A 22,851-nucleotide genomic window follows, 5' to 3' on the forward strand; every position below is an offset into this window, starting at 1 on the left:
CAAATAACCAAAGGTTATCTACATATGAAGAAAATTGCCCTGCTGCTGCTCGCGGCCACGATTTCGGTGCCGGCGTTCGCCGCCGATTTGCTCGATACCGTCAAAAGCCGCGGTGCGCTCAAGGTGGCGCTGGAAGGCAGCTACCCGCCGTTCAATTTCAAGGACAAGCAGGGCCAGCTGACCGGTTTTGAAGTCGAACTGGCGCGCGAACTCGCCCGCCGGCTCGGCGTGAAGGCCGACTTCACCACCGGCGAATGGAGCGGCCTGCTCGCGGGGCTGCAGGCCGGCAAGTTCGACGTCGTCATCAACCAGGTCGGCATCACCGATGCGCGCCAGAAGGTGTTCGACTTCTCCGAGCCGTACACGATCTCGTCGGCGCAACTGATCGTGCGCAAGAACGAAACCCGCAGCTTCAAGTCGCTCGACGACCTCAAGGGCAAGAAGCTCGGCCTCGGCCTCGGTACCAATTATGCAGACATGGCCAAGGCCGTGGCCGGCGTCGAAGTGAAAACCTATCCGGGCGCACCGGAATACCTGCAGGATCTGGCCCAGGGCCGGCTGGACGCAGCGCTGAACGACAGCCTGATGATCCCGTTCGCGATCAAGGAATCCAGGCTGCCGGTCAAGCCGGGTGCGCCGGTCGGCGCGCTGTCGAAATCGGGCATTCCGTTCGCCAAGGGCAACCCGGCGTTCAAGGCCGCGGTCGACAAGGCGCTGGCCGACATGCACAAGGACGGCAGCTTCGCGAAGATCTCGACCAAATGGTTCGGCATCGACGTGTCCAAGGCGCCTGCGGCAAAATAAGCGCCGGGCTCTCCCGCCACCGTGCCCCCGTGCGTGTCGCCGGGGGCGCGTCGTTTTCCGCCACCGAATGAGACCTACCCTTGGATAGCTGGATCGAACTGCTGCACACCGCCTGGCCCTTCCTGATCAGGGGCGCCGGCTACACCGTTTTCTTCGCGCTGATCGCCATGGTGCTGGGTCTGGCGCTCGGTTTCGCCGTCGCGCTGGTCCGCATCGCCAGGGTACCGGTGCTGGCGCAGGCCGCAGCCGTCTACGTCAGCGCCATGCGCGGCACACCGCTGCTGGTGCAGATTTTCGTCATCTACTACGGTCTGCCCAGCGTCGGCATCGAGTTCGAACCGGTCACTGCCGGCATTCTGGCGCTGACGCTGAACGTCGCCGCCTACCTGTCCGAGAGCATGCGCGGCGCGATCGCCGGGGTCTCGCGCAACCAGTGGCTGGCCGGCTATTCGCTCGGGCTGAACTGGTGGCAGACGATGCGCCACGTGATCGCACCGCAGGCGCTGCGCCTCGCGGTGCCCAGCCTGTCGAACAGCCTGATCAGCCTGATCAAGGACACCTCGCTGGTGTCGGTGATCACCGTCACCGAGCTGATGCTCGCGACCAAGGAAGTCATCGCCCAGACCTTCCAGCCGCTGCCGCTCTACCTCGCCGCCGCGGCGATCTACTGGGTGCTGAGTGCCCTGTTCGAACGCGTGCAGCGCGCGGTCGAAAAGAAACTCGAACTCGCCCATCGGCATTGAAGCCGGTACGCTGAACCGAAGACTCCGAGGACGCCCCGATGTACGACTTCACCACCCCCGCCGCCCAGCATGTTGCCGACAGCCTCAAATGGCGCAAGTACGCCGGCCGCGACGTGCTGCCGCTGTGGGTGGCCGACATGGATTTCCTCAGCCCGCCGGTGGTGACCGCGGCACTGGCTGCGCGCGTCGCCCAGGGCATCTTCGCCTACGGCGAGCCGACCGAAACCGCCGTTGGCGCGCTGCTCGCCGCAGCCCGGCGCGACTACGACTGGACGATCGAGCCCAACTGGCTGGTGCCGCTGCCGGGACTGGTCACCGGACTCAATGTCGCCTGCCGCGCCAGCGGCGATGGCGACGTGATCACCGCAACGCCGATCTATCCGCCGTTCATGTCGGCACCGCAATTCGCCGAACGCCGGCTGATCAGGCTGCCGCTGCGCGAAACCCGGCCCGACACCGGCAGCCACTGGGAATGGGACTTCGACGCGCTCGACGCGGTGGCGACACGCGGCGCGACGCTGATGCTCTGCCACCCGCACAACCCGGTCGGCCGGCAATGGACGCCCGCCGAACTGCAGCGGCTCGGCGAGCTCGCCGAAAAGCACGACCTGACCGTGATCAGCGACGAAATCCATTGCGACCTGCTGCTCGAACCCGGCGCGCGACACACGCCGTTCGCGGCGATCTCGCCCAAGCTGGCCGCGCGGACGATCACGCTGATGGCGCCGTCCAAGACCTACAACGTGCCCGGCCTCGGCTGCGCCTTCGCGGTCATCCCGAACGCCGAGCGCCGCCACGCCTTCCAGAAAACGATGCGCGGCATCGTGCCGCACGTGAACCTGCTCGGCTACGTGGCGCTCGAAGCTGCCTGCCGTGACGGCATGGCGTGGCGCAGCGAGCTGCTGTCGGTGCTGCGCAGCAACCGCGACGAGGTGGTCCGTGCGCTCGACGGCCACAACGGCCTGCGCGTCACCGTCCCGCAGGCGACCTTCCTCGCCTGGGTCGACTGCCGCGATGCCGGTCTGCAGCACCCGCAGCACTTCTTCGAACAAGCCGGCGTCGGCCTGTCCGACGGTGCCGATTTCGGTGCGCCCGGTTTCGTCCGGCTGAACTTCGGTTGCCCGCGCACCACGCTCGACTCGGCACTGGCCCGGATGCGCAAGGCACTGGCCACGCTCTGATTGCCGAGCTTGCCCGATTGCCGCGCGGCCGGTGCCGCCGGCAACATCCGCCGGTAAAGTCGAGCCTACCGTTTTCCGGAATCCGACCCTCATGCGTCCCGACACCATCCGCTATGCCTTCAGCGACCTCGGCAGGCATCCCGACGCCTGGCGACGCGAAGTCGAACTGCTGGGGCGCTTCAATGCCGGGATCGACGACGACGCCGAACGTGCAGCGGTGCTGGCCGAGCTGCTGGCCGAGTCCGACGGGGCCAAGCTGATTCCGCCGGTGGTCATCGTTCGCGGCCGCGACATCCACCTTGGCCACAAGGCCTTCGTCAACGCCGGTACACTGATTTCCGGCGGTGCGCCGATCCGCATCGGCGCGCATACGCTGATCGGCCCGAACGTGCAGATCCACGCCACCACGCATCCGGTCGACCCGACCGAGCGGCAGCGCTGGGCGTTCTGGGCCCGGCCGATCACCATCGGGGAGAACGTCTGGATCGGCGCCGGTGCGGTGATCTGCGCCGGCGTCACCATCGGCGACCACAGCGTGATCGGCGCCGGCAGCGTCGTGACCCGTGACGTTCCGGCCTGCGTGCTTGCAGCGGGAAATCCGGCACAGATCGTCCGCGAGCTCGACCCGCCGGACATGGCCACGCTGTACAGCGAGTGGGCCGAGTCCGACGTCAAATAGCCCGCCCTGCCGGCCGCTTGCGCCACGCAAGCCGCAACGTCCATCGGTATAGCTGTCCGCAACGGACGAATTCGGTAGAATTTCCGCTTTTACGCGGGGTAGGACATGGTCAAGGTCGGCGTCGTCATGGGCAGCAACAGCGACTGGGAGGTCATGCGTCATGCGGCCGAGCAGTTGAAAACCTACGGGGTCGAGTTCGAGTGCCGCGTCGTGTCGGCGCACCGCACGCCCGACCTGCTGTTCGAATACGCCGAAACCGCCGGTCCGCGCGGTCTCGCCTGCATCATTGCCGGTGCCGGCGGTGCGGCCCACCTGCCGGGCATGCTGGCCGCCAAAACCACCGTGCCGGTGCTCGGCGTGCCGGTCCCGTCGAAGTACCTGCGCGGCGAGGATTCGCTGCTGTCGATCGTGCAGATGCCCAAGGGCGTGCCGGTCGCCACGTTCGCGATCGGCGAAGCCGGCGCGGCCAATGCCGGCCTGTTTGCCGTCGCGATGCTCGCCGGCAGTGACCCGCAGCTTGCCGCGGCACTGAACGCGTTCCGCGAAACGCAGAAGCAGACCGTGCTGGCGATGACGCTGCCCGAGGTATGAACGACGACAGGCAGCGCTGGGAACGGATCCGCGCAGGCGGATTCTGGCGTTGCCTGCTGCTGCGCGGTGCCCTCGGCTGGGGGCTGCCGTTCTGTGCGCTCTGGAGTGCGATTGCCGGCCTGCTCGGTGTGGCGCCGATGCGCGCCGCACTGATCGAATCGCTGCCGCTGGGCCTGGCCGCCGGCCTCGTCTGGGGTTTTGCCTGCTGGGGCTTCTCGCTCCTGCAACTGATGAAATCGAAGGAATGACCATGGCTGTGAAGCCGATTCTGCCGCCGGCCATGCTCGGCATCCTCGGGGGTGGCCAGCTGGGCCGCATGTTCGCCGTTGCCGCCAAGACCATGGGCTACCGCGTCACCGTGCTCGACCCGGACGCCAAAGCGCCGGCCGCCGACTTCGCCGACGTGCACATCGCCAGACCGTACAACGATCCGGACGCGCTGGCCGAACTGGTACGTACCTGCAAGGCGATCACCACCGAGTTCGAGAACGTCAACGCCGAATCGATGCGCTGGCTGGCCGGCCAGGGCGTTCCGGTCTCGCCGAGCGGCGACTGCGTCGCCATCGCGCAGGACCGCGTCGCCGAGAAGACCTTCATCCGCAACGCCGGACTGGCCACCGCCCCGTTCCTGCCGGTGCAGACTGCCGCCGACCTCGAGGGCGACCTGAGCGCCTACCTGCCGGGCATCCTCAAGACCGCCCGCCTCGGCTACGACGGCAAGGGCCAGGTCCGGGTGAAGACGGTCGAAGAAGCGCGCGCCGCACTGTCCGACCTGAAGCACCAGCCCTGTGTGCTGGAAAAGATGATGCCGCTGGTCGCCGAAGTCTCGGTCATCGTCACCCGCACCCGCGCCGGCGAAGTCACCAGCTTTCCGCCGGCCGAGAACGAACACGCGAACGGCATCCTCGACGTCTCGATCGTGCCGGCCCGCATCGGTGCCGGCACTACCGAACGGGCCCGGCAGATGGCGATGCAGCTGGCCGAAGCGCTCGACTACATCGGCGTGCTGGCGGTCGAGTTCTTCATCCTCGACGGCGACGAGCTCGTCATCAACGAGATGGCGCCGCGCCCGCACAACAGCGGCCACTACACGCTCGACGCCACGCTGACCAGCCAGTTCGAACAGCAGGTCCGCGCGATGTGCGGGCTGTATCCGGGCAAGACCGACCTGCTGCGGCCGGTGGTGATGGTCAACCTGCTCGGCGACAGCTGGGGCGCGAACGGTGCCGAGCCGAACTGGGACGTGCTGCTGACCGCGCCGAACAGCAAACTGCACCTGTACGGCAAGACCGAAGCCCGCTCGGGCCGCAAGATGGGCCACTTCAACGTGCTGGCCGACAGCGCCGACGCCGCGCTCGAACAGGCCCGGGCGATCAAGGACATGCTGGGCTGAACATGGAGACGGCGGCAGCGTTCACCGATGCCGTCGTCACCGGCCTTGCGCCGCTCGCCGATCCGGCTACTGCCGCACCGATGGCCGCGTACATGCGCGGCCGTTTTGCTTTCCTCGGCATCAAGACGCCGGCCCGCCGCAGCGTATCGACCCCGCTGATCCGCGCCGCACGCAAGTCCATGACCCCGGCCGAGCGCCTGCTGGCCGCACAACAGCTGTGGGCCCTGCCCGAGCGCGAATACCAGCTCGTCGCCGTCGACCTGCTCGCCGACCGGCCGGCAACGTTCGGCATCGCCGCGCTGCCGGTGCTCGACGCGCTGATCGGCAGCAAGTCGTGGTGGGACAGCGTCGACGGTCTGGCAGCCGGCGTCGTCGGCCCCTTTCTGCGGGCCGAACCGGCGTTGTACCCGGTAATGGACGACTGGGCCGGCGGCGACCGGCTCTGGCATGCGCGTACCGCGCTGCTGTTCCAGCTCGGCTACAAGACCGACACCGACACCGCGCGGCTGTTCGGTTACTGCCGCGCGCTGGCCGGTCATCCGGACTTCTTCATCCGCAAGGCCATCGGCTGGGCGCTGCGCCAGTACGCCCGCACCGATGCCGACGCCGTCCGCGGCTTCGTCGCCGCCGAACGCGAGCGGCTTTCTCCGCTCTCGGTGCGCGAAGCGCTGAAACACCTGCGGGGCTGAGGCCGGCGCAAGTCAGGCGGTGGCACATCAATCCCGGTATCCTCGAACGATCCTCGATACGATCCGCCCGCCGAGTCCGCCATGTACATTCCCGCACACTTCCGCTGCGACGACACCGCCACCATCCACGCGTTCGTCCGGAATCACGGCTTCGCCACGCTGATCAGCAACGTCGATGGCGCCCCGTTCGCCAGCCACATCCCGCTGGTCCTCGTGCCGGGGCAGGACGGCGACCGGCTGATCGGTCATGTCGCCCGCGCCAACCCGCACTGGCAGGCATGGCAGGACGGCGTTCCCGCACTGGCCATCTTCCATGGCCCGCACGATTACGTCTCGCCGAGCTGGTACGACCAGCGCCCCGCCGTGCCGACCTGGAACTATGCCGCCGTGCACGCCAGCGGCACCGTGCGCGTCGGCGCCTCGCTGGCGCTGGCCGAGCTGATCCGCCAGTACGAGCCGACGCTGATCGGTGACCGCAACACCTTCGACCCGGCGTTCAACACCACGCTGAAAGCCCACATCGTCGGCATCGAATTCACCGTCGAGCACTGGGAGGCCAAGTTCAAGCTGTCGCAGAACCGCAGCGAAGCCGACCGGCGCCATATTGCCGACCGACTCGGCGACAGCGAACTTGCGACGATGGTGCGGCAGACGATCGGGACCTAGCCGTGTCGCTTCATAGCGACACGCTCGGGATCGCGGCAAGGAAAAATTAACCATTCCGTCAGAATAAATCTTACAGAATGGTCAACTTTATTGGCCTATCTTGTTTCCCCATCGCGGCAGGCCTGCCGCAGCGTTCCAAATCCACAGGGGAAAACATGTATCCGCTCAAGAACCGCATGGCTGCGGAATTCATCGGCACGTTCTGGCTCGTCCTCGGCGGCTGCGGCAGTGCCGTGCTCGCCGCGGCGTTTCCGGAACTCGGCATCGGCTTTGCCGGCGTCGCGCTCGCCTTCGGTCTGACGGTACTGACGATGGCCTATGCGATCGGCCACGTCTCGGGCTGCCATCTGAATCCGGCCGTTTCGCTCGGCCTTGTCGTCGCCGGCCGTTTCCCGGCGAAGGACCTCGTGCCCTACGTGATCGTCCAGGTGCTCGGAGGCCTCGCTGCCGCAGCGGTACTGTATGCGATCGCCAGCGGCAGGGCCGGCTTCGATCTGGCCGGCGGTTTCGCGTCGAACGGCTATGGTGCTCATTCGCCGGGCGGTTACGGCATGACGGCGGCACTGGTGTGCGAGATCGTCATGACCGCGATGTTCCTGTTCGTCATCCTCGGTGCCACCGACAAGCGCGCACCGGCCGGCTTCGCGCCGATCGCCATCGGTCTGGCGCTGACGCTGATCCACCTGATCAGCATTCCGGTCACCAACACCTCGGTCAACCCGGCGCGCAGTACCGGCGTCGCGCTCTTCGTCGGCGACTGGGCCGTCAGCCAGCTCTGGCTGTTCTGGATCGCCCCGCTGATCGGTGCGGCGATTGCCGGCGTGGTCTACCCGCTGGTGGCCGGCAAGGACGAGTAAGGCGATGGCGAAGGGGCTTTGGGCCCTGTTCCGACCCTCGCAAACCGCCCCGACCGTCTCCGGTCCGGGGCGGTTTTTCGTCCGGTACCGGTCGGCCCGGTGGTAGGCGAGCCCGCCCCGATTCGGGCAAAATAGCGTTTTGCCGCCGAATCCGGCCCGCGCCAAGGAAACGAGATGTCCAGCATCACCTCCACCGACCTCAAGAGCCTGAAGAAGATCTACTCGGGCAAGGTTCGCGACCTCTACGAAATCGACGCCCAGCGCATGCTGATGATCGCCACCGATCGCCTGTCGGCGTTCGACGTGATCCTCGAGGAGCCGATTCCGGAGAAAGGCAAGATCCTCACCGCGATTTCGAACTTCTGGTTCGACAAGTTCAGGGATCTGGTGCCGAGCCATTTCACCGGAGAAAAGGCCGAGGACGTCGTCAGTGCCGAGGATCTGCCGCAAGTCGAAGGCCGCGCGGTCGTGGTCAAGCGGCTGAAGCCGGTACCGGTCGAAGCCGTGGTGCGCGGCTATCTGGCCGGCGGCGGCTGGAAGGACTACAAGGCGACCGGCGCGGTCAGCGGCATCGCGCTGCCGGCAGGCCTGATCGAGGCGCAACAGCTGCCCGAGCCGATCTTCACCCCGAGCACCAAGGCCGCCGTCGGCGACCACGACGAGCCGATCTCGTTCGAGCAGACCGCCGACCTGATCGGCCCGGAACTCGCCGCCAAGGTGCGCGATACCGCGATCCGGCTGTACAAGGCCGCAGCCGAATTCGCCGCGACCCGCGGCATCATCATCGCCGACACCAAGTTCGAGTTCGGCCTCGATGACGACGGCACGCTGTGCCTGATGGACGAGGCACTGACGCCGGATTCGAGCCGCTTCTGGCCGGCCGACCAGTACCAGCCGGGCAGAAACCCGCCGTCGTACGACAAGCAGTTCGTCCGTGACTGGCTGGAAAGCACCGGCTGGAACAAGCAGCCGCCGGCCCCGGCCGTGCCGCGCGACGTCGCCGAGAAGACTGCGGCCAAGTACCGCGAGGCACTCGACAAACTGACCGCCTGATCGGTCGGACGAGCAGCAAAAAGCCCCGTCAACGACGGGGCTTTTTCACGCTTGGACGACAGCCAAGGCTCAGGCACTAAGCTTCTTCGCAAGCTCTGCGACATGCCGGCCCTGATAACGGGCGATGTCGAGCTCGTTCGCCGACGGCGGACGGCTGCCGTCGCCACCGGTCAGCGTGCTGGCGCCGTAGGGACTGCCGCCGGTGATCTCGTCCATCCTGGTCAGCCCGGCACAGGCATACGGCACGCCGACGATCACCATGCCGTGATGCAGCAGCGTGGTGTGGAACGAGGTGATCGTCGTTTCCTGTCCGCCGTGCTGGGTGGCGGTACTGGTGAACACGCTGCCGATCTTGCCGATCAGCGCGCCGCTCGCCCACAGCCCACCCGTCTGGTCGAGGAAGTTGCGCATCTGCGCCGCCATATTGCCGAAGCGCGTCGGCGTACCGAAGATGACCGCATCGTAATCGGCCAGCTCGGCCGGCGTGGCGACCGGTGCGGCCTGATCGAGCTTGGCACCGGCCTTGCGCGCCACCTCCTCAGGCACGAGGTCGGCGACCCGCTTGAGCGTCACCTCGACACCGGCGACACCGCGCGCGCCCTCCGCCACCGCTTGGGCCATCGTTTCGACATGGCCGTACATCGAGTAATACACCACCAGAATCTTGGTCATCGCAGGCTCCATTCGGACAGGGTTCGAACCAGCTTAGAACCCCCTGCGCCGTTTTGCGGACACGAAACCGCGGCCTTGCCGCATCTTGCCGGCGGTCATGGGAATTTCCACAGTCCGGCGTCATCGCCAGCGGTTATCCTCTTGGCTTCGACCGGAGAACTCCATGTACCGTGGTGAACGTTTCAACAGCTACAGCCATCTGATCGGTACGCTGCTCGCCGTGACCGGGCTCGTCGTCCTGATCGTCGTCGCCAGCCTGTACGGCAACGCGTGGCAAATCGTCAGCGTCAGCATCTATGGCGCCACGCTGGTACTACTCTACGGCGCATCGACGCTGTACCACTCGATCCGCCACACCGGCGCCAAGAAGGTGCTGCAGAAGTTCGACCATTGCGCGATCTACCTGCTGATTGCCGGCAGCTATACGCCGTTCTCGCTGGTGACGCTGCGCGGCCCCTGGGGCTGGACGCTGTTCGGCATCAGCTGGGGGCTGGCGCTGATCGGCATCATCCAGGAACTGCTGATCGGCAAGCGCACCCGGGTGTTCTCGCTGATCATCTACGTGCTGATGGGCTGGCTGATCCTGATCGCGATCAAGCCGCTGCATCTGGCGCTGCCGGCCGGCGGAATGGCGTGGCTGGTCGCCGGCGGCGTGATCTACAGCATCGGCATCATCTTCTTCATCTTCGACGAGAAAATCCGCCACGGTCACGGCATCTGGCACCTGTTCGTGCTCGCCGGCAGCGTCTGCCACTTCTTCAGCATCCTGCTCTACGTCGCCTGAGCTACAGGAAGAAGCGCAGGGTCGCGGTGCCGTAGACGAACACCACGGCGACAATCGCATACAGCGCACCGGTCAGCGCCTGTACGCCGGGCCGGTCATCGTCGCGGTACAGCAGCAGCAACGCAAACGGAATCATCATGTAGCGCTGTTCGATCAGCCATGACGGCAGCAGCGCCAGCAGACTGAATCCGCCGATCACGTACAGCTCGGGCCGGCGCTGCGCCATCGCCAGCCAGTCGAGCGCCGCCAGCGCGATCGGGACGAAGAACAGCAGCTTGACCGGCAGCGACGACGACAGCAGCGTCAGCAGGCCGTTGCGCAGAAAGTATTCGGGCTGAATCGCGTTGTACGGGTGGCTGTTCTGGAAACCGAACAGGTAAACCACCAGCAGTCCGGCCAGCAGCAGCGGCACGAAGCCGTGATGGCGTGCATAGGCCAGCGTCGCCGGCAGGTTGGCCACCACGCTGGGCAGCAGGAAGATCGCATACAGCAGCAACATGAAGAACACGTTGCCGACGAACAGTCCGGACAGCTGGTGCGCACCGCGATCGCCGACCGCGACCCCACCGTTCCAGAGCACGAAAACGATGAAACCGGCCAGCGCCAGCGCGTACAGTCCTGCACCCGTTGCATGCGCCTTCAGCGTGTCGCGACACCAGCGGAAGCCGCTGTCTCGGCAGTAGGCCAGTACCGGCACCGCCAGCAGCCAGATGACGTTCTGCTGGCGCACACAGATGCTCAGGCCGAGCACCAGTGCAGCCGGAATCGCCTGCTTGCGCAACGCCAGCCACAGGCCGCCGAGCACCAGCAGCAGCGACAGCACATCGGTGTAGGCCAGATAAAAGTAAGGCAGGAAGATCGGAAAAAACGCGAACTGCACCAGCCGCTGCGGCGAGACCGCCCCGAGCCGATCGCGCAGCAGCAGGGCGTAGACGAGTACCAGCGCGGTGCCGAACAGGGTACTGATGCCGCGTACCGTCGCCAGCGAATACGCACCGAACGGCCAGCTCAGCGCCGCGACCAGCAGATGATAGCCGGGGATGGTCGTCAGCCTGGGGTCGATACTGAAGTCGCCGAGAAGGAAACGGCGGATCTGTGCCTCGTGGACCACTTCGTCGCCGACGATGACCGCGTTGCGGCAGTAGAAATAGGCCAGCGCAATGATCAGGCACAGCATCAGCGCGTGGCGGCGGCGTTCCGAGCGCAGCAGGGACAGCAAGGGCTGCTCGTTGGTTTGCATCTGAGGCGTCTCCGTAGTGCTGCCGTCATGACGCGGCATCGACGCCAATCTAAACGGGACGGGGCCACGAATCGGCCGTCCATGCGGTGACGACGATGGCCGGCAGATAGAGACCGTCAAGCGTCAGTTTCTTGTATTAATTTGTTGGCTTGTTGCAACGCCGCAAACGGCAACGCCCGCAAAAGCGGGCGTTGCCTGGGGGAAAGTGTCGCCGGTTCAGGTCCGCGCCACCATGAACCCGGATGCCGGGCCATCGGTCGCCGGCCGCAGTCGCGACTGCGCCTGACCGTAGAGCACCGGGAAATCCGCGCCGTCATTCGGATACATGGCCATGCTGACACCGGCCGAGACACGGATCGCGATGTCGTCGTAGTCGGATACGATGGTCGTCAGCGCTTCGCGCAGCTCCATCAGCAAGGTTTGCAACTCGGCGTCGTTGCGGTGCGGCGCAAGGATGCAGAAACTGTCACCGCCGATCCGGCCAAGGCTGTCCTCGGGACGCAGATGGCTGCGCAGCGCGGCGGCGCAGGTCCGCAGCACGTGGTCACCGCCCGCATGGCCGTAGCGGCTGTTGATCGCATGCATCCGGTCGATGTCGACCAGCAGCAGTCCGAGCGGACGATCGTGCTTGCGTGCACGACGCAGTTCGCGAAGGCAGACTTCCTCGAAGCCGCGGCGGTTCAGTGCCCAGGTCAGCACGTCGTAGCGGGCCAGCCGCGCCAGCCGGCCACGCAGCTTCTGCGCCACCAGCTGCGGCCACAACAGCGCCTGCAGCAGGCCGAACAGCACGCACTCGAGCACCAGCGCCTCGCCGCTGGCCCACCAGCCGGGCTCACCAAAGGCCCAGAGGAACAGCACGCCGAGCCAGTACAGCGCGTGCAGCACACTTGCAGTCGCCAGCACCAGCCGCGGCCCGCCGGCGCGCTCTTCGGCAAAGGGCAGTCGCAGCAATTGCAGCCGCAGCACCCCCAGCGGCACGATGGCAACCGCGGCCGCCAGCATCACCGGCACCTCCTGGCCGAACACGCGCTGCCAGGCGGCGCCGAGCAGGAAAGCGATCAGCGCGCAACCGATCGCCGGTGCCCAGTGCGGCGTCTTCAGCAAATGGCGGCGCAGCGCCACATTGGCCAGCGCTTCGGCAAACGCCCATGCGGCCACCGCCAGCGGCGCCATGCCGAGCGCGGCAAGCAGCGCGGTCAGGCCGGTCAGTGCGCCGGTCAGCGCCAGCGGGCCAAGTCCGGATTCATGCTGGCTGTTACCGAGCAGGACCAGCTGGCCGGCAACAAGCACGCCCAGGATCAGACTGGCAAACACCAGAAGGTTGGAGATGGAGATCAGCATGAATTCAAAATTCCTACAGGTACTGCAAGCTTAACAAAGCGGCATCCATCGCGGTACCCGGTACGACGAAGCGACCACCGGCTCCGACAGGTGGCATAATCGGCCGATTTTCACCTTGGGAAACACCATGTCCACGCTGATTTGCGGCTCGGTCGCCTATGACACCATCATGGTGTTTCAAGATCAATTCAAGCGCCACATCCTGCCTGACCAGATCCATATGCTGTCGGTGTCGTTTCTGGTACCGGAAATGCGCCGCGAATTCGGTGGTTGTGCCGGAAATATCGCCTATTCGCTGAAGTTGCTCGGTGGTGACCCGCTGGTGATGGCCACCGTCGGCAGCGATTTCGGTCCGTACGCCCAGCGACTGGACAATCTCGGCATCGCGCGCACCCACCTGCGCGAACTGCCCGAGCAATACACCGCGCAATGTTTCGTCACCACCGACCTCGACGACAACCAGATCGCGGCCTTCCATCCCGGTGCAATGGGGCTGGCGCACCTGAACCGGCTCGAACACGTGACACGTCCCGTCGAGCTGGCAATCATCGGCCCGGACAGCAAGCAGGCCATGGTCGAACGGGCCGAACAGCTGTCGGCCGCCAGCATTCCGTTCATCTTCGACCTCGGTCAGGCTTTCCCGCTGTTCGACGGCATCGAGTTGCGCCGGATGATCGAACTGGCCACCTATCTTGCCGCCAACGACTACGAGGCCGAGGTCATCGCGAGCCGCACCGGTCTGTCGCTCGCCGAGATCGCCGCGCAGCTGAAGGCGCTGATCGTGACCCGCGGTGCCGAAGGTGCGCACATTTACGCCGACGGCATCGTGCATGACATCCCGGCGGTTCGGGCCGACGCCGTCGTCGATCCGACCGGTTGCGGCGATGCATTCCGCGCCGGCCTGCTCTACGGCATCACCCACGGATGGGACTGGCCGAGTACCGGCCGGCTGTCCTCGCTGCTTGGCGCGATGAAGATCGCCCAGCGCGGCGCACAGAACCACCAGTTCACGCCAGCGTCGATCGCCGCCGATTATCAGGCGGCATTCGGCACCCCCTGGCCTGGCCAGTAAGCAAGTGGCCATGAACAACGCCACCCGAGGGTGGTGTTGTTCATGATGTCAGACCAGCGTCAGCAGCATCTTGCTGGCGAGTACGATCAGCAAGGCGGCAAAACACTTCTTCAGCACCGGTACCGGCAGCCGGTGTGCCAACCGGGCGCCGACCTTGGCCATCGGGAAGCTGGCGATGACGATGCCGGCGAGCGCCGGCAGGTAGATGAAACCGGCGCTGCCCGGCGGGAGCTCGAATGCGCGCCAGCCGCTGACGAGGTAACCGGCCGCACCGGCCAGTGCGATCGGCAAACCGATCGCGGCCGAGGTACCGATCGCTTCGCGCACCGGCACATTGCACAGCGTCATGAACGGCACCGAGAGCGAGCCGCCGCCGATGCCGACCCAGCTCGACACCGCACCGATCACGCCGCCCGCACCACTCATCCCCAGCACACCGGGCAACTGGCGGCTCGGTGCCGGCTTGAGATCGGCGAGCATCTGAATCCCGACCAGATAGGCGAAGCCGACGAAAAACCACTTGAGCGCCACGCCCGAAAACTGCCCGGCCAGCTGTGCACCGACGAACGTCCCGATGACAATGCCCGGCGCGATCGCCCGGAACACCGGCCAGCGCACCGCCCCTCGCGTTGCATGGGCGCGGAAGCTGGCAATCGACGTGAACACGATGGTCGCCAGCGAGGTGCCCAGCGCCAGATGCTGCTGATGCGCTGCGGGCAGACCGATCAGATGAAACACGAACAGCAGTCCCGGCACGATCACCAGCCCGCCGCCAACACCCAGCAGACCGGCCAGCACGCCCGCGACGACGCCCAGCGCAAGGCAGGCCACCAGGGCAATCAGCATCCGATCAGCCCCTTGATCAGCGTCCATTCCGCCTCGGTGACCGGCGTGATCGACAGCCGGTTGCCCCGTTTCAGGACCTGCATGCCGCCCAGTTCGGGATGGGCACGCATCGCGTCGATGCTCAACAAACGGCCCCTGGCGACGAAACGCACGTCGACCTGCTGCCAGCGCGGCGCATCGGGCGTCGACTTCGGATCGAAATATTCCGACTCGGGGTCGAACTGGGTCGGATCGGGATAGGCGGTACGGCAGACTTCGGCCAGACCGGCAACGCCGGGCTCGGCGCAGCTCGAATGGTAGAACAGCACGCCATCGCCGATCGCCATCGCGTCACGCATGAAGTTGCGCGCCTGATAGTTGCGCACGCCGTACCAGCCGACCTGGCCCAGCCGCTGCAGGTCGTCGATGCCGACGTCGTCGGGTTCGGATTTCATCAACCAGTAGTTCATGCGTCTCCCTCGTGCCGGACCGTAAACAGCGGGATGAGTCGGCGTTGCTCGAGGCAATCGTGATCGCCGAGCTGGTACTCGCGGCAGATCAGCGGCCGCACCGCGTAAATCGAGCACATCATCGTGCGGCGGTCGAGCGCCGCGCACCAGCCGTCATCGAGCCGGCGCATCACTTCGCCGCCCCACTCGTCGCGGGCGACGAAGGCAGCCGGCACATCGTCGTCGCCGGCCAGCAGCAGCACCTCGAGCCGGCAGCAGCAGGCCTTGCAGCTGGCGCACGACAGCGCCGGATCATCGGTTTCCGTCGTCATCGACGCATTGTACGCGCCGCGGCAGCCACTTACTTGAGCATGTCCCAGCTCAGCTTGGCGAGCAGCACCAGCGCCAGCGTCAGGAACAGCCGGCGTATCCACGCGTTGCCGCCCTTGAGCGCCAGCAGGCTGCCGACCTGCGCGCCGGCGACATTGGCGATCGCCATCGGGATCGCGTAGCCGAACAGCACCAGCTTGGCCGGGATGAAGAAGGCCAGCGACGCGAAATTGGTCGCCAGATTGACGACCTTGGCCGACGCCGAGGCGCGGACGAAGTCGAAATGGAAACAGCGGACGAACAGGAAGATCAGGAAGGAACCGGTGCCGGGACCGAAGAAGCCGTCGTAGAAACCGATGGCGGCACCGATCGCCATGCCGGTGTAGAGGTCGCGCCGCGCCAGCGGCCGGCCGGCATCCTCGCCGCCGAACGCGGGCTTGAACCAGGTGTAGACCAGCATCACCGCCAGCAGCACGACGACCATCGGCCGCACCGAACTCGCCGGCAGCAGGTGAATCGCCCTGGCACCGAGATAGGCACCGACGAAGGCCGCCGCCGCACTCGGCAACAGCACGTGCCAGTCGAGCTTCACCCGCCGGGCGTAGCGCCACGTTGCCGACAGCGTGCCCATCGCCGCGGCCAGCTTGTTGGTCCCCATCAGCATCGCCGGCAGTTCGCGCGGCAGGATGGTGAACAGCCCGGGTACCAGGATCAGCCCGCCGCCTCCGACCGCGGCATCGATCATGCCGGCGATGAAGGCCAGCGGCAGCAGGAACAGCAGTTCGGAAGGCATGACGGGCGCCGGTGGATGCAGAACCCGTATTGTGAATAGTTCCGTCCCGCACCGGAATGAGGGACTAGCCCTAATCGGCCGCCGGCTGCACCGCCCGCTCCGCCGCAGGCGGATCGAAATGGACATCCATCTGCGGGAAGGGCATGGCGATGCCGAGCGCGTCGAAGCGCTTTTTCAGCCGCAGGTTGAACGCCCGCCCGACTTCCCATTGCGACAGCGGCCGGGTCTTGAAGCGGGCCTTGACGATCACCGCGCTGGCGTCGAAGCGCTCCACTCCCAGCACGTCGATCGGCGCCAGCAGCTCGCGGCGCCAGCGCGCCTCGCTGCGCATCTCGGTGCCGACATCGCGGATCGTCTTCATCACCCTATCGAGGTCCGCATCGTAGGTGACGCCGATCTCGAACAGCGCGTAGGCAAAGCCGCGGGCGTAGTTGGTGATGCTGGCGATCTGGCTGAACGGCACCGCGTGCACCGCGCCGGCCGAATCGCGCAGCTTGACGGTGCGGATCGTCAGCCCCTCGACCGTGCCGGCATGACCGCCGACGTCGACGTAGTCGCCGACGGCGATCGTGTCCTCAATCAGGATGAACAGCCCGGTGATCAGGTCCTTGACCAAGGTCTGTGCGCCGAAACCGACCGCCAGACCGATGACGCCGGCGCCGGCAATCAGCGGCGTCACGTCGATGCCGAGGTTGGCCAGCGACAGGATGGCCGCCACCACCAGCAGCGTGCCGAGGATGGCGTTGCGGAACAGCGGCAGGATCGTGCGTACGCGGGTGCTCGCCGCCTTGCCGCGGCGCCCGCCGCCGCCGCCGTTCATGCTTTCTTCGATCAGCGTATCGAGCAGGATCCACAGCAGCCAGGCGATCAGCACCGTCATCACGATACCGCCGAAAATGTCGTCGAGCGTCCGGCCGCGCAGCCGCAGCGCACCGATGTCGAGCAGCGACAGCCCCCACAGGCGGGTGAACAGTTCGGCGAACACCAGCCACAGCCCGACGAGGCAGAGGTTCTGGCCGAACACCAGCAACCGGCTCAGGTAGGGCGAGCGGCGCCGGTGCCGCCGGGTGCGCGAGGCGGCAAAATAGCGCTGCAGGAACGTCGAGACCAGGAAGGTGCCGATCATCAGCAGCGTACTCAGCGCGGCGCTGTTGAGCGTGTTTTCGAGCCGGCCGGCATTGGCCAGCGTCTTGAACGCCGACAGCGCGCACAGCAGCACCACCGGCAGGTGCCAGAGCGCGGCCACAAACTGCAGCGTTTCGGTCAGCGCCTTGCCCACATGGCGTTGCGAATACGGCCGGTTCTGGATCAGGTGGCCGATCGGCCGGCGGAAGGCGATCGCGAACGCGGCGGTCAGCGCAATCGTGGTCAGGTCGGCCATGGCGGCCAGCAGGCCGGCGAGGTTCGGCCCGAACTCGATCTTGATCGTCGGGTTGCTGAAGGCGTCGGCCAGCGCCAGCGCCATGCCGATCAGCATCTGCCAGTGCCTGCTCCGCACGATCAGCACCCGCGCCGCGGCCCGACGCAACCCGGTGCCGCGCAGCGAGAACAGCAGCACGCTCAGTGCCGAGAACAGCGCACCGACCAGGATGGCATAGGCCAGCATCATCGCCAGCAGGCCGCCGAGCGTGACCTTCAGGTGGACCAGATAGAGCGTCAGCGCAAACGCCAGCGCCCACGGTGCAATGCGCTGCCAGATGAACAGCATCAGTTCGCGCGTGCGCGGATGCGCGGGCAGCTCGACCCCGCGCAAGCCCAGCAGCAGGCCGATGTGCCGGCCGATCCAGCCGAGCGCCAGCGCCGCTCCCATCCACATGCCCAGCGCCAGCACGAAGTCCGCCGGAAAGCGCCACGGATCGCCGGACTGCTCGGCAATGCGCTGGCGCAGCTCGCTGGCACTATTGCCAATCAGCGCCCGCCAGCGCAACAAAGGCCGGAATCCGCTGTCAAACTGGTTTCTCAACGCATCCACTTGCGAGTTGAGCCAGCCCAGCATGCCGCCCTGCTCCACTTCCGGCGCCGATGCCGCGACGGCACTAGCCGACACGCGCAGTGCCCTCAATTCGGCCACCAGCGCCTGCCGCTGCGATTCGTTTTCCAGCGTCCGGATCACCGTGTCGAGCGAGGCACCAAGCTCGGCCGCGGCAACGCCGGAGGCCGCCGGGGCCGACGCCGCCACCGGTTTCAGCGGGAGCGGCACCGCCGCAGCCAGCACGGGCAGGATCAGGCACAGGCAGGTCAGCCAGCTCAGTAGTCGGGCCCGCACAGGCGCTCCTTGCAAGTGTTCGATGGCCGATGATCCCACCGGCCGCCCGCCGGCGGAAGCCGGCAGCGCAAACACGACCCGGTTACGGATCGATAGAAATTGGCAATCGATATGTTGAAATCATTAAATTAGACGTATCGCAACAAGGTCAGGATACTTCACCCATCGCTGCACGACGCAGCCTACCCGCCTCAATAAAAGGAGTTTAGACATGCTGCAAAACCGTGAAGGTCAACGCGTCCCTAACGTCACTTTCCGCGTCCGCGAAAACAATGAATGGAAGAACGTCACCACCGACGAGCTTTTCAAAGGCAGGACCGTGGCGCTGTTCTCGCTGCCGGGTGCGTTCACCCCGACCTGCTCGAGCACGCACCTGCCGCGTTACAACGAACTCGCCCCGGCCTTCAAGGCCAACGGCGTCGACGCCATCCTCTGCGTCTCGGTCAACGACACCTTCGTGATGAACGAATGGGCCAAGGATCAGGAAGCGCAGAACATCGTGATGATCCCGGACGGCAACGGCGAATTCACCGAAGGCATGGGCATGCTGGTCGACAAGAGCGACCTCGGCTTCGGCAAGCGCAGCTGGCGCTACTCGATGCTGGTGAAGGACGGCGTGGTCGAGAAGATGTTCATCGAGCCGCAAAAGGAAGGCGACCCGTTCGAAGTGTCCGACGCCGACACCATGCTCGACTACATCAACCCGAACGCGAAGAAGCCGGATCAGGTCGTGGTGTTCTCCAAGGTCGGCTGCTCGTTCTGCGCCAAGGCCAAGGCCCTGCTGACCGAACACGGCTACGACTTCGTCGACGTGCCGCTGGACAACAAGATCCGCGGCAAGGCACTCGGTGCCGTTTCGGGCTCGATGACCGCCCCGCAGGTGTTCATCAACGGCAAGCTGATCGGCGGCCACGAACAGCTCGAGCGTTTCCTCGTCAAGTAAGGCCCGCGCCCGGCTCACCGCCGGGCCGCATGCAGCACACGGGGCCGGCTTGACCGGCCCTTTTCAATCGCCAGCCGACGTCGTCTCAGCACGATCCGACCTGACGATTGACACCTGATCCGAATAACAACAAACCAGTCCCAGTCGGCAAGCGAGCCAAAGCAGTCTGGCGCCGCCCGAAGCACAGGAACCGGCATGGACACAGCGTCCATGAGGACGACCCGAAGGTAGCCCCCTTGCGGGGTTCCGAGCATCGGACGGCACCGGAACGCGCGGGCGCAGCCGCCGAATGGGGCTGGTTCAAAGGAAGCCGCCATGAATACGATCACCATCGACGTTGCCATCCTCGGCGCCGGCACCGCCGGCCTCGCCGCCTACCGTGCCGCCAGGGCCGCGGGCAAGACCGCGCTGCTGATCGAGGGCGGCCCCTACGGCACCACCTGCGCCCGCGTCGGCTGCATGCCGTCCAAGCTGCTGATCGCCGCTGCCGAGGCCGCGCACGAAGCGCGCCACACCGCACCGTTCGGCGTGCATGTCGTCGGCGACATCGTTATCGACGGCCGCGAAGTCATGGACCGGGTCCGCCGCGAACGCGACCGCTTTGTCGGCTTCGTGCTCGACAGCGTCGACGGCATCCCGGCGGAAGACAAACTGCGCGGCTACGCCCGCTTTGTCGACAACCTGACCTTGCAGGTCGACGACCACACCACGGTCAAGGCCGGCCGCGTCGTCATCGCCACCGGCTCCAGTCCCAGCATTCCCGAACCGTTCAGGGTCTTCGGCGACCGGCTGGTCGTCAACGACGACGTGTTCAGCTGGAAAACGCTGCCGCGCCGCGTCGCCGTGTTCGGCCCCGGCGTGATCGGACTCGAGCTCGGCCAGGCACTGTCCCGGCTTGGCGTCGACGTTCGCGTCTTCGGCGCCCGTGGCGGCGTCGGTCCGCTCAGCGATCCGGCAATCCGCGACTACGCCCGCACCACCTTCCAGAACGAGTTCTACCTCGACCCGGACGCAAAAATCGAATCGATGGCGCGCGACGGTGACGAAGCGGTGATCCGCTATGTGAGCCTAGCCGGCGAAACCGTCACCGAACGTTTCGACTACGTGCTCGCCGCCACCGGCCGCAGCCCCAGCGTCGCCGGCCTCGGGCTGGAAAACACCGGCCTCGAACTCGACGCGCGCGGCGTACCGCTGTTCGACCGCGAGACATTGCAGTGCGGCAGCAGCGCGGTCTTCATCGCCGGCGATGCCAACAACATCCTGCCGCTGCTGCACGAAGCCGCCGACGAAGGCAAAACCGCCGGCAGCAACGCCGCCAGCTACCCCGACGTCAAACCCGGCCTGCGCCGCGCGCCGATCGGTGTGGTGTTCAGCGACCCGCAGATCGCCATGGTCGGCACCCGCTTCGCCGACCTCGAACCGGGCAGCTTCGTCACCGGTGAAGTCAGTTTTGAAAATCAGGGCCGCAGTCGCGTGATGTTGAAAAACCGCGGGCTGATGCACGTCTACGCCGACAAGGCGACCGGCCGCTTCCTCGGCGCCGAATGGATCGGCCCCCGCGCCGAAAACATCGCCCATACGCTGGCATGGGCGGTGCAGATGGGACTGACGGTCGAGCAGATGCTGGAAATGCCGTTCTACCACCCGGTGGTGGAGGAAGGGGTGAGGACGGCGTTGAGGGATGTGGCAGCAAATTAAATTAATAACAATGGCGGCGAACAACATTCGCCGCCATTACACCACAACAAATTTAAATATATCTACTTCAGGTCATTCGAGAAGGCTTTAAGCACGTCACCTTTTGGCAAAATCATATACTCCGAAAAATACGGCTTATCATAAAGCACAGTCATTTTCACTTTACAGCGAATATTTTCAACCTTATTGACCAAAATGCGGTATCGCTTCTTCATAGAAAGACCATCAATTTTATTCTCTTGATTAAATCTATCTAAATCTGCCTTCCCTACAGAATCGCCGACGGAAAACGTCAAAAACGAATAATATTCTAGATTTGAGGCATCCTTACTTCTCAACAAGCCAGAAATATAGTACGGAATCTCAGCTTCATTATTTATTTCTTGAATATCCACAAGTGGGCAAATAATCCTCCCCCCCCTTACACCACTCGAACTATCTTTCGGAAGTATGTCATACAAATTTCTATCCGCCTTAAAACTCAGCTGAACCTGATTTTCTTTCTGGATGACTGATACATACTCCAATTTTGCAGGCTGTGGATATTTTGTTGAGCACGCAAATAACAAAGGCGTTAAAAACAGCAACACAAAAACATTGTTAATCTTCAATTTTTATCTCCGGCAATCCAGAGGGTGGTTTAGGTTTGACATAACCTTGGAAATTCTCAACCAAAATGTCCAATGCTGATTTCCCGCCCTTCAAGTGAATTGTAAACATCCCTTCAGCATTACCGTGATGGAGTGAAACCGTTTCATTAATTGAAGGTCCAGTGGTAACATTCCATTGCCCGCCCAAATCAGCGATTGTGTCATCTGCACTCATTAGCTTTTCTGGAACTTCCGCACGAATATTAATCCAATTGCTGTCTTTATATTTCGGGGATGGCTTTGACCAATAAATATCAGACAACATTGCCACTCCAATCCCCTCTCCGACCGGATCTAGCGTTACCAGATATTCAACGCTATATCCTTTGTCAGTTAAAATCGCGGACAAATGAGCCGAATTCCATCCGCCCAAACTATGCCCAATTAAATATACCAGCGATGATGTATCCTGCAGTCTCTCAATAAAATTGACCTTTATGTCCTCATCGCCTTTAGCATCATCGTAACCTAGATGATACGAATTCTGCCTAATTTCTTCGGAGTCATATCCTTTAGATTTCAGGCGATCAATTAATGCAGTTCTCGCATCTTGTATAAGATTAGTCGGCGACATTCCATAGTATGACTTTTTGTCTGCCGCACCTCCAACAAAGAAAAATGCAAAATCTCTCGGAGGTAAAGCAACTACTTTATCTTTCTGGTTCTCTTCGAGAGTGATATTTTTCTTTCCAACACTTCTAAATTTCGGTTTTTTTGATTTCGGCATTGATTAAATTTCTTCAATGAAAATTTCAACTTGCTCAGAAGAGTATGGGTTCTTGATTGTATGTGTATAACCATTACCATCTGTCACGCCATATTCTTTCTCCCCATGGGCTCGTTCAATAATGTATTTCCTGTTTATCAAAGCCTCACCAGTTCTTTCGTCTTTTAGTAGAAATTTGTCATCAAATTTGGCAGATGGCATGTTATTCATTGAGCGAGCCAAGCTTGTCGATCCACTAAATGTATGATCAGCGCCCTTCACATCCACTTTCCCAGGGCAATGGATCTCGATGTTCCCGCCCTTGAGCCGGATGTAGCCGCCCCCTGCCGTCAGCAGGATCTCTTCACCGGCGATCACCTGGATGTTCTGGTTCGCCGTCTGCTGGATGTCCTTGGCCGCATTGAT

At 64.2% G+C, this 22,851-nt stretch carries 26 protein-coding genes; 15 read left to right on the forward strand and 11 right to left on the reverse strand.

Features of this window, described 5'->3' with window-relative positions; translation table 11 throughout:
- Positions 1-24: 24 nt before the first annotated feature.
- From IE097_RS09510 to IE097_RS09560, 11 genes are all read left to right on the forward strand, one after another.
- Positions 25-804: a transporter substrate-binding domain-containing protein gene (locus IE097_RS09510; protein ID WP_189460110.1), complete on the forward strand. Its 780-nt coding sequence runs from the start codon at positions 25-27 to the stop codon at positions 802-804.
- A gap of 80 nt (positions 805-884) precedes the next feature.
- Positions 885-1,547, forward strand: a complete 663-nt coding sequence (locus tag IE097_RS09515) for an amino acid ABC transporter permease (protein ID WP_189460112.1) — start codon at positions 885-887, stop codon at positions 1,545-1,547.
- Between the two features lie 38 nt (positions 1,548-1,585).
- Complete coding sequence (locus tag IE097_RS09520) at positions 1,586-2,728, forward strand: MalY/PatB family protein (protein WP_189460115.1); 1,143 nt, start codon at positions 1,586-1,588, stop codon at positions 2,726-2,728.
- A 91-nt stretch (positions 2,729-2,819) separates the two neighbouring features.
- Positions 2,820-3,407: a sugar O-acetyltransferase gene (locus IE097_RS09525; protein WP_189460117.1), complete on the forward strand. Its 588-nt coding sequence runs from the start codon at positions 2,820-2,822 to the stop codon at positions 3,405-3,407.
- A 105-nt stretch (positions 3,408-3,512) separates the two neighbouring features.
- Entirely contained in the window at positions 3,513-3,998 is a 486-nt protein-coding gene (gene purE / locus IE097_RS09530) for a 5-(carboxyamino)imidazole ribonucleotide mutase (protein ID WP_189460119.1), read from the forward strand.
- A complete protein-coding gene (locus IE097_RS09535; RefSeq protein WP_189460121.1) occupies positions 3,995-4,246 on the forward strand; it encodes an HAD family hydrolase in 252 nt (83 codons plus the stop codon). Before purE ends, IE097_RS09535 begins: the two co-directional genes overlap by 4 nt.
- 2 nt (positions 4,247-4,248) lie before the next feature.
- Positions 4,249-5,391, forward strand: coding sequence for a 5-(carboxyamino)imidazole ribonucleotide synthase (locus IE097_RS09540; RefSeq protein ID WP_229797517.1), 1,143 nt, complete (start codon positions 4,249-4,251; stop codon positions 5,389-5,391).
- Positions 5,392-5,393: 2 nt separating this feature from the next.
- A complete protein-coding gene (locus tag IE097_RS09545) occupies positions 5,394-6,080 on the forward strand; it encodes a DNA alkylation repair protein (RefSeq protein WP_189460122.1) in 687 nt (228 codons plus the stop codon).
- An 81-nt stretch (positions 6,081-6,161) separates the two neighbouring features.
- A complete protein-coding gene (locus tag IE097_RS09550) occupies positions 6,162-6,746 on the forward strand; it encodes an FMN-binding negative transcriptional regulator (protein WP_189460125.1) in 585 nt (194 codons plus the stop codon).
- A gap of 155 nt (positions 6,747-6,901) precedes the next feature.
- Positions 6,902-7,603 (forward strand): aquaporin Z, encoded by a 702-nt coding sequence (gene aqpZ / locus IE097_RS09555; protein WP_189460127.1) that lies wholly within the window; start codon positions 6,902-6,904, stop codon positions 7,601-7,603.
- 174 nt (positions 7,604-7,777) lie between these two features.
- Positions 7,778-8,656 (forward strand): phosphoribosylaminoimidazolesuccinocarboxamide synthase, encoded by an 879-nt coding sequence (locus tag IE097_RS09560; RefSeq protein ID WP_189460128.1) that lies wholly within the window; start codon positions 7,778-7,780, stop codon positions 8,654-8,656.
- A 69-nt stretch (positions 8,657-8,725) separates the two neighbouring features.
- On the opposite strand, the gene wrbA is transcribed toward IE097_RS09560, so the two are convergent.
- Complete coding sequence (gene wrbA, locus IE097_RS09565; protein WP_189460130.1) at positions 8,726-9,328, reverse strand: NAD(P)H:quinone oxidoreductase; 603 nt, start codon at positions 9,326-9,328, stop codon at positions 8,726-8,728.
- Positions 9,329-9,491: 163 nt separating this feature from the next.
- Here wrbA and trhA point away from each other — a divergent pair, with 163 nt between their 5' ends.
- Positions 9,492-10,112 (forward strand): PAQR family membrane homeostasis protein TrhA, encoded by a 621-nt coding sequence (gene trhA, locus IE097_RS09570; RefSeq protein ID WP_189460132.1) that lies wholly within the window; start codon positions 9,492-9,494, stop codon positions 10,110-10,112.
- A gap of 1 nt (position 10,113) precedes the next feature.
- On the opposite strand, the gene IE097_RS09575 is transcribed toward trhA, so the two are convergent.
- A complete protein-coding gene (locus IE097_RS09575) occupies positions 10,114-11,352 on the reverse strand; it encodes a Dol-P-Glc:Glc(2)Man(9)GlcNAc(2)-PP-Dol alpha-1,2-glucosyltransferase (protein ID WP_189460134.1) in 1,239 nt (412 codons plus the stop codon).
- A gap of 216 nt (positions 11,353-11,568) precedes the next feature.
- Positions 11,569-12,693 (reverse strand): GGDEF domain-containing protein, encoded by a 1,125-nt coding sequence (locus IE097_RS09580; RefSeq protein ID WP_189460136.1) that lies wholly within the window; start codon positions 12,691-12,693, stop codon positions 11,569-11,571.
- A gap of 127 nt (positions 12,694-12,820) precedes the next feature.
- Between IE097_RS09580 and IE097_RS09585 the strand changes: the two genes are divergently transcribed.
- A complete protein-coding gene (locus tag IE097_RS09585) occupies positions 12,821-13,765 on the forward strand; it encodes a carbohydrate kinase family protein (protein ID WP_189460138.1) in 945 nt (314 codons plus the stop codon).
- A 48-nt stretch (positions 13,766-13,813) separates the two neighbouring features.
- Here the strand turns inward: IE097_RS09585 and IE097_RS09590 are convergent, their stop codons facing one another.
- The 5 genes from IE097_RS09590 to IE097_RS09610 all read right to left on the reverse strand — a co-directional run bounded on the left by IE097_RS09590 (position 13,814) and on the right by IE097_RS09610 (position 18,428).
- The gene (locus tag IE097_RS09590) at positions 13,814-14,611 is read right to left on the reverse strand and encodes a sulfite exporter TauE/SafE family protein (protein WP_189460140.1); all 798 of its coding nucleotides are present in this window, start codon (positions 14,609-14,611) and stop codon (positions 13,814-13,816) included.
- Positions 14,605-15,060, reverse strand: a complete 456-nt coding sequence (locus tag IE097_RS09595) for an EVE domain-containing protein (protein ID WP_189460143.1) — start codon at positions 15,058-15,060, stop codon at positions 14,605-14,607. The genes IE097_RS09590 and IE097_RS09595 overlap by 7 nt, the downstream gene beginning before the upstream one ends.
- Positions 15,057-15,371: a YkgJ family cysteine cluster protein gene (locus tag IE097_RS09600; protein WP_189460145.1), complete on the reverse strand. Its 315-nt coding sequence runs from the start codon at positions 15,369-15,371 to the stop codon at positions 15,057-15,059. Before IE097_RS09600 ends, IE097_RS09595 begins: the two co-directional genes overlap by 4 nt.
- Before the next feature lie 29 nt (positions 15,372-15,400).
- Positions 15,401-16,162: a sulfite exporter TauE/SafE family protein gene (locus IE097_RS09605; protein ID WP_189460147.1), complete on the reverse strand. Its 762-nt coding sequence runs from the start codon at positions 16,160-16,162 to the stop codon at positions 15,401-15,403.
- Positions 16,163-16,232: 70 nt separating this feature from the next.
- Positions 16,233-18,428: a mechanosensitive ion channel domain-containing protein gene (locus IE097_RS09610; RefSeq protein WP_189460149.1), complete on the reverse strand. Its 2,196-nt coding sequence runs from the start codon at positions 18,426-18,428 to the stop codon at positions 16,233-16,235.
- A 211-nt stretch (positions 18,429-18,639) separates the two neighbouring features.
- On the opposite strand from IE097_RS09610, the gene IE097_RS09615 reads away from it, so the two are divergent.
- Positions 18,640-19,371, forward strand: coding sequence for a glutathione peroxidase (locus IE097_RS09615; protein ID WP_189460152.1), 732 nt, complete (start codon positions 18,640-18,642; stop codon positions 19,369-19,371).
- A 315-nt stretch (positions 19,372-19,686) separates the two neighbouring features.
- A complete protein-coding gene (locus IE097_RS09620) occupies positions 19,687-21,069 on the forward strand; it encodes a dihydrolipoyl dehydrogenase (RefSeq protein WP_189460155.1) in 1,383 nt (460 codons plus the stop codon).
- A gap of 62 nt (positions 21,070-21,131) precedes the next feature.
- Here IE097_RS09620 and IE097_RS09625 read toward each other — a convergent pair whose 3' ends face one another.
- The 3 genes from IE097_RS09625 to IE097_RS09635 form a co-directional block, all read right to left on the reverse strand.
- Positions 21,132-21,680, reverse strand: a complete 549-nt coding sequence (locus IE097_RS09625; RefSeq protein ID WP_189460157.1) for a hypothetical protein — start codon at positions 21,678-21,680, stop codon at positions 21,132-21,134.
- Positions 21,670-22,446, reverse strand: a complete 777-nt coding sequence (locus tag IE097_RS09630; protein ID WP_189460159.1) for an alpha/beta hydrolase family protein — start codon at positions 22,444-22,446, stop codon at positions 21,670-21,672. Before IE097_RS09630 ends, IE097_RS09625 begins: the two co-directional genes overlap by 11 nt.
- Before the next feature lie 3 nt (positions 22,447-22,449).
- On the reverse strand, positions 22,450-22,851 hold a 402-nt coding region (locus tag IE097_RS09635), incomplete at its 5' end, for a DUF2345 domain-containing protein (protein ID WP_189460161.1).

It is taken from the genome of Jeongeupia chitinilytica, assembly GCF_014652315.1.
Taxonomy (GTDB): domain Bacteria; phylum Pseudomonadota; class Gammaproteobacteria; order Burkholderiales; family Chitinibacteraceae; genus Jeongeupia; species Jeongeupia chitinilytica.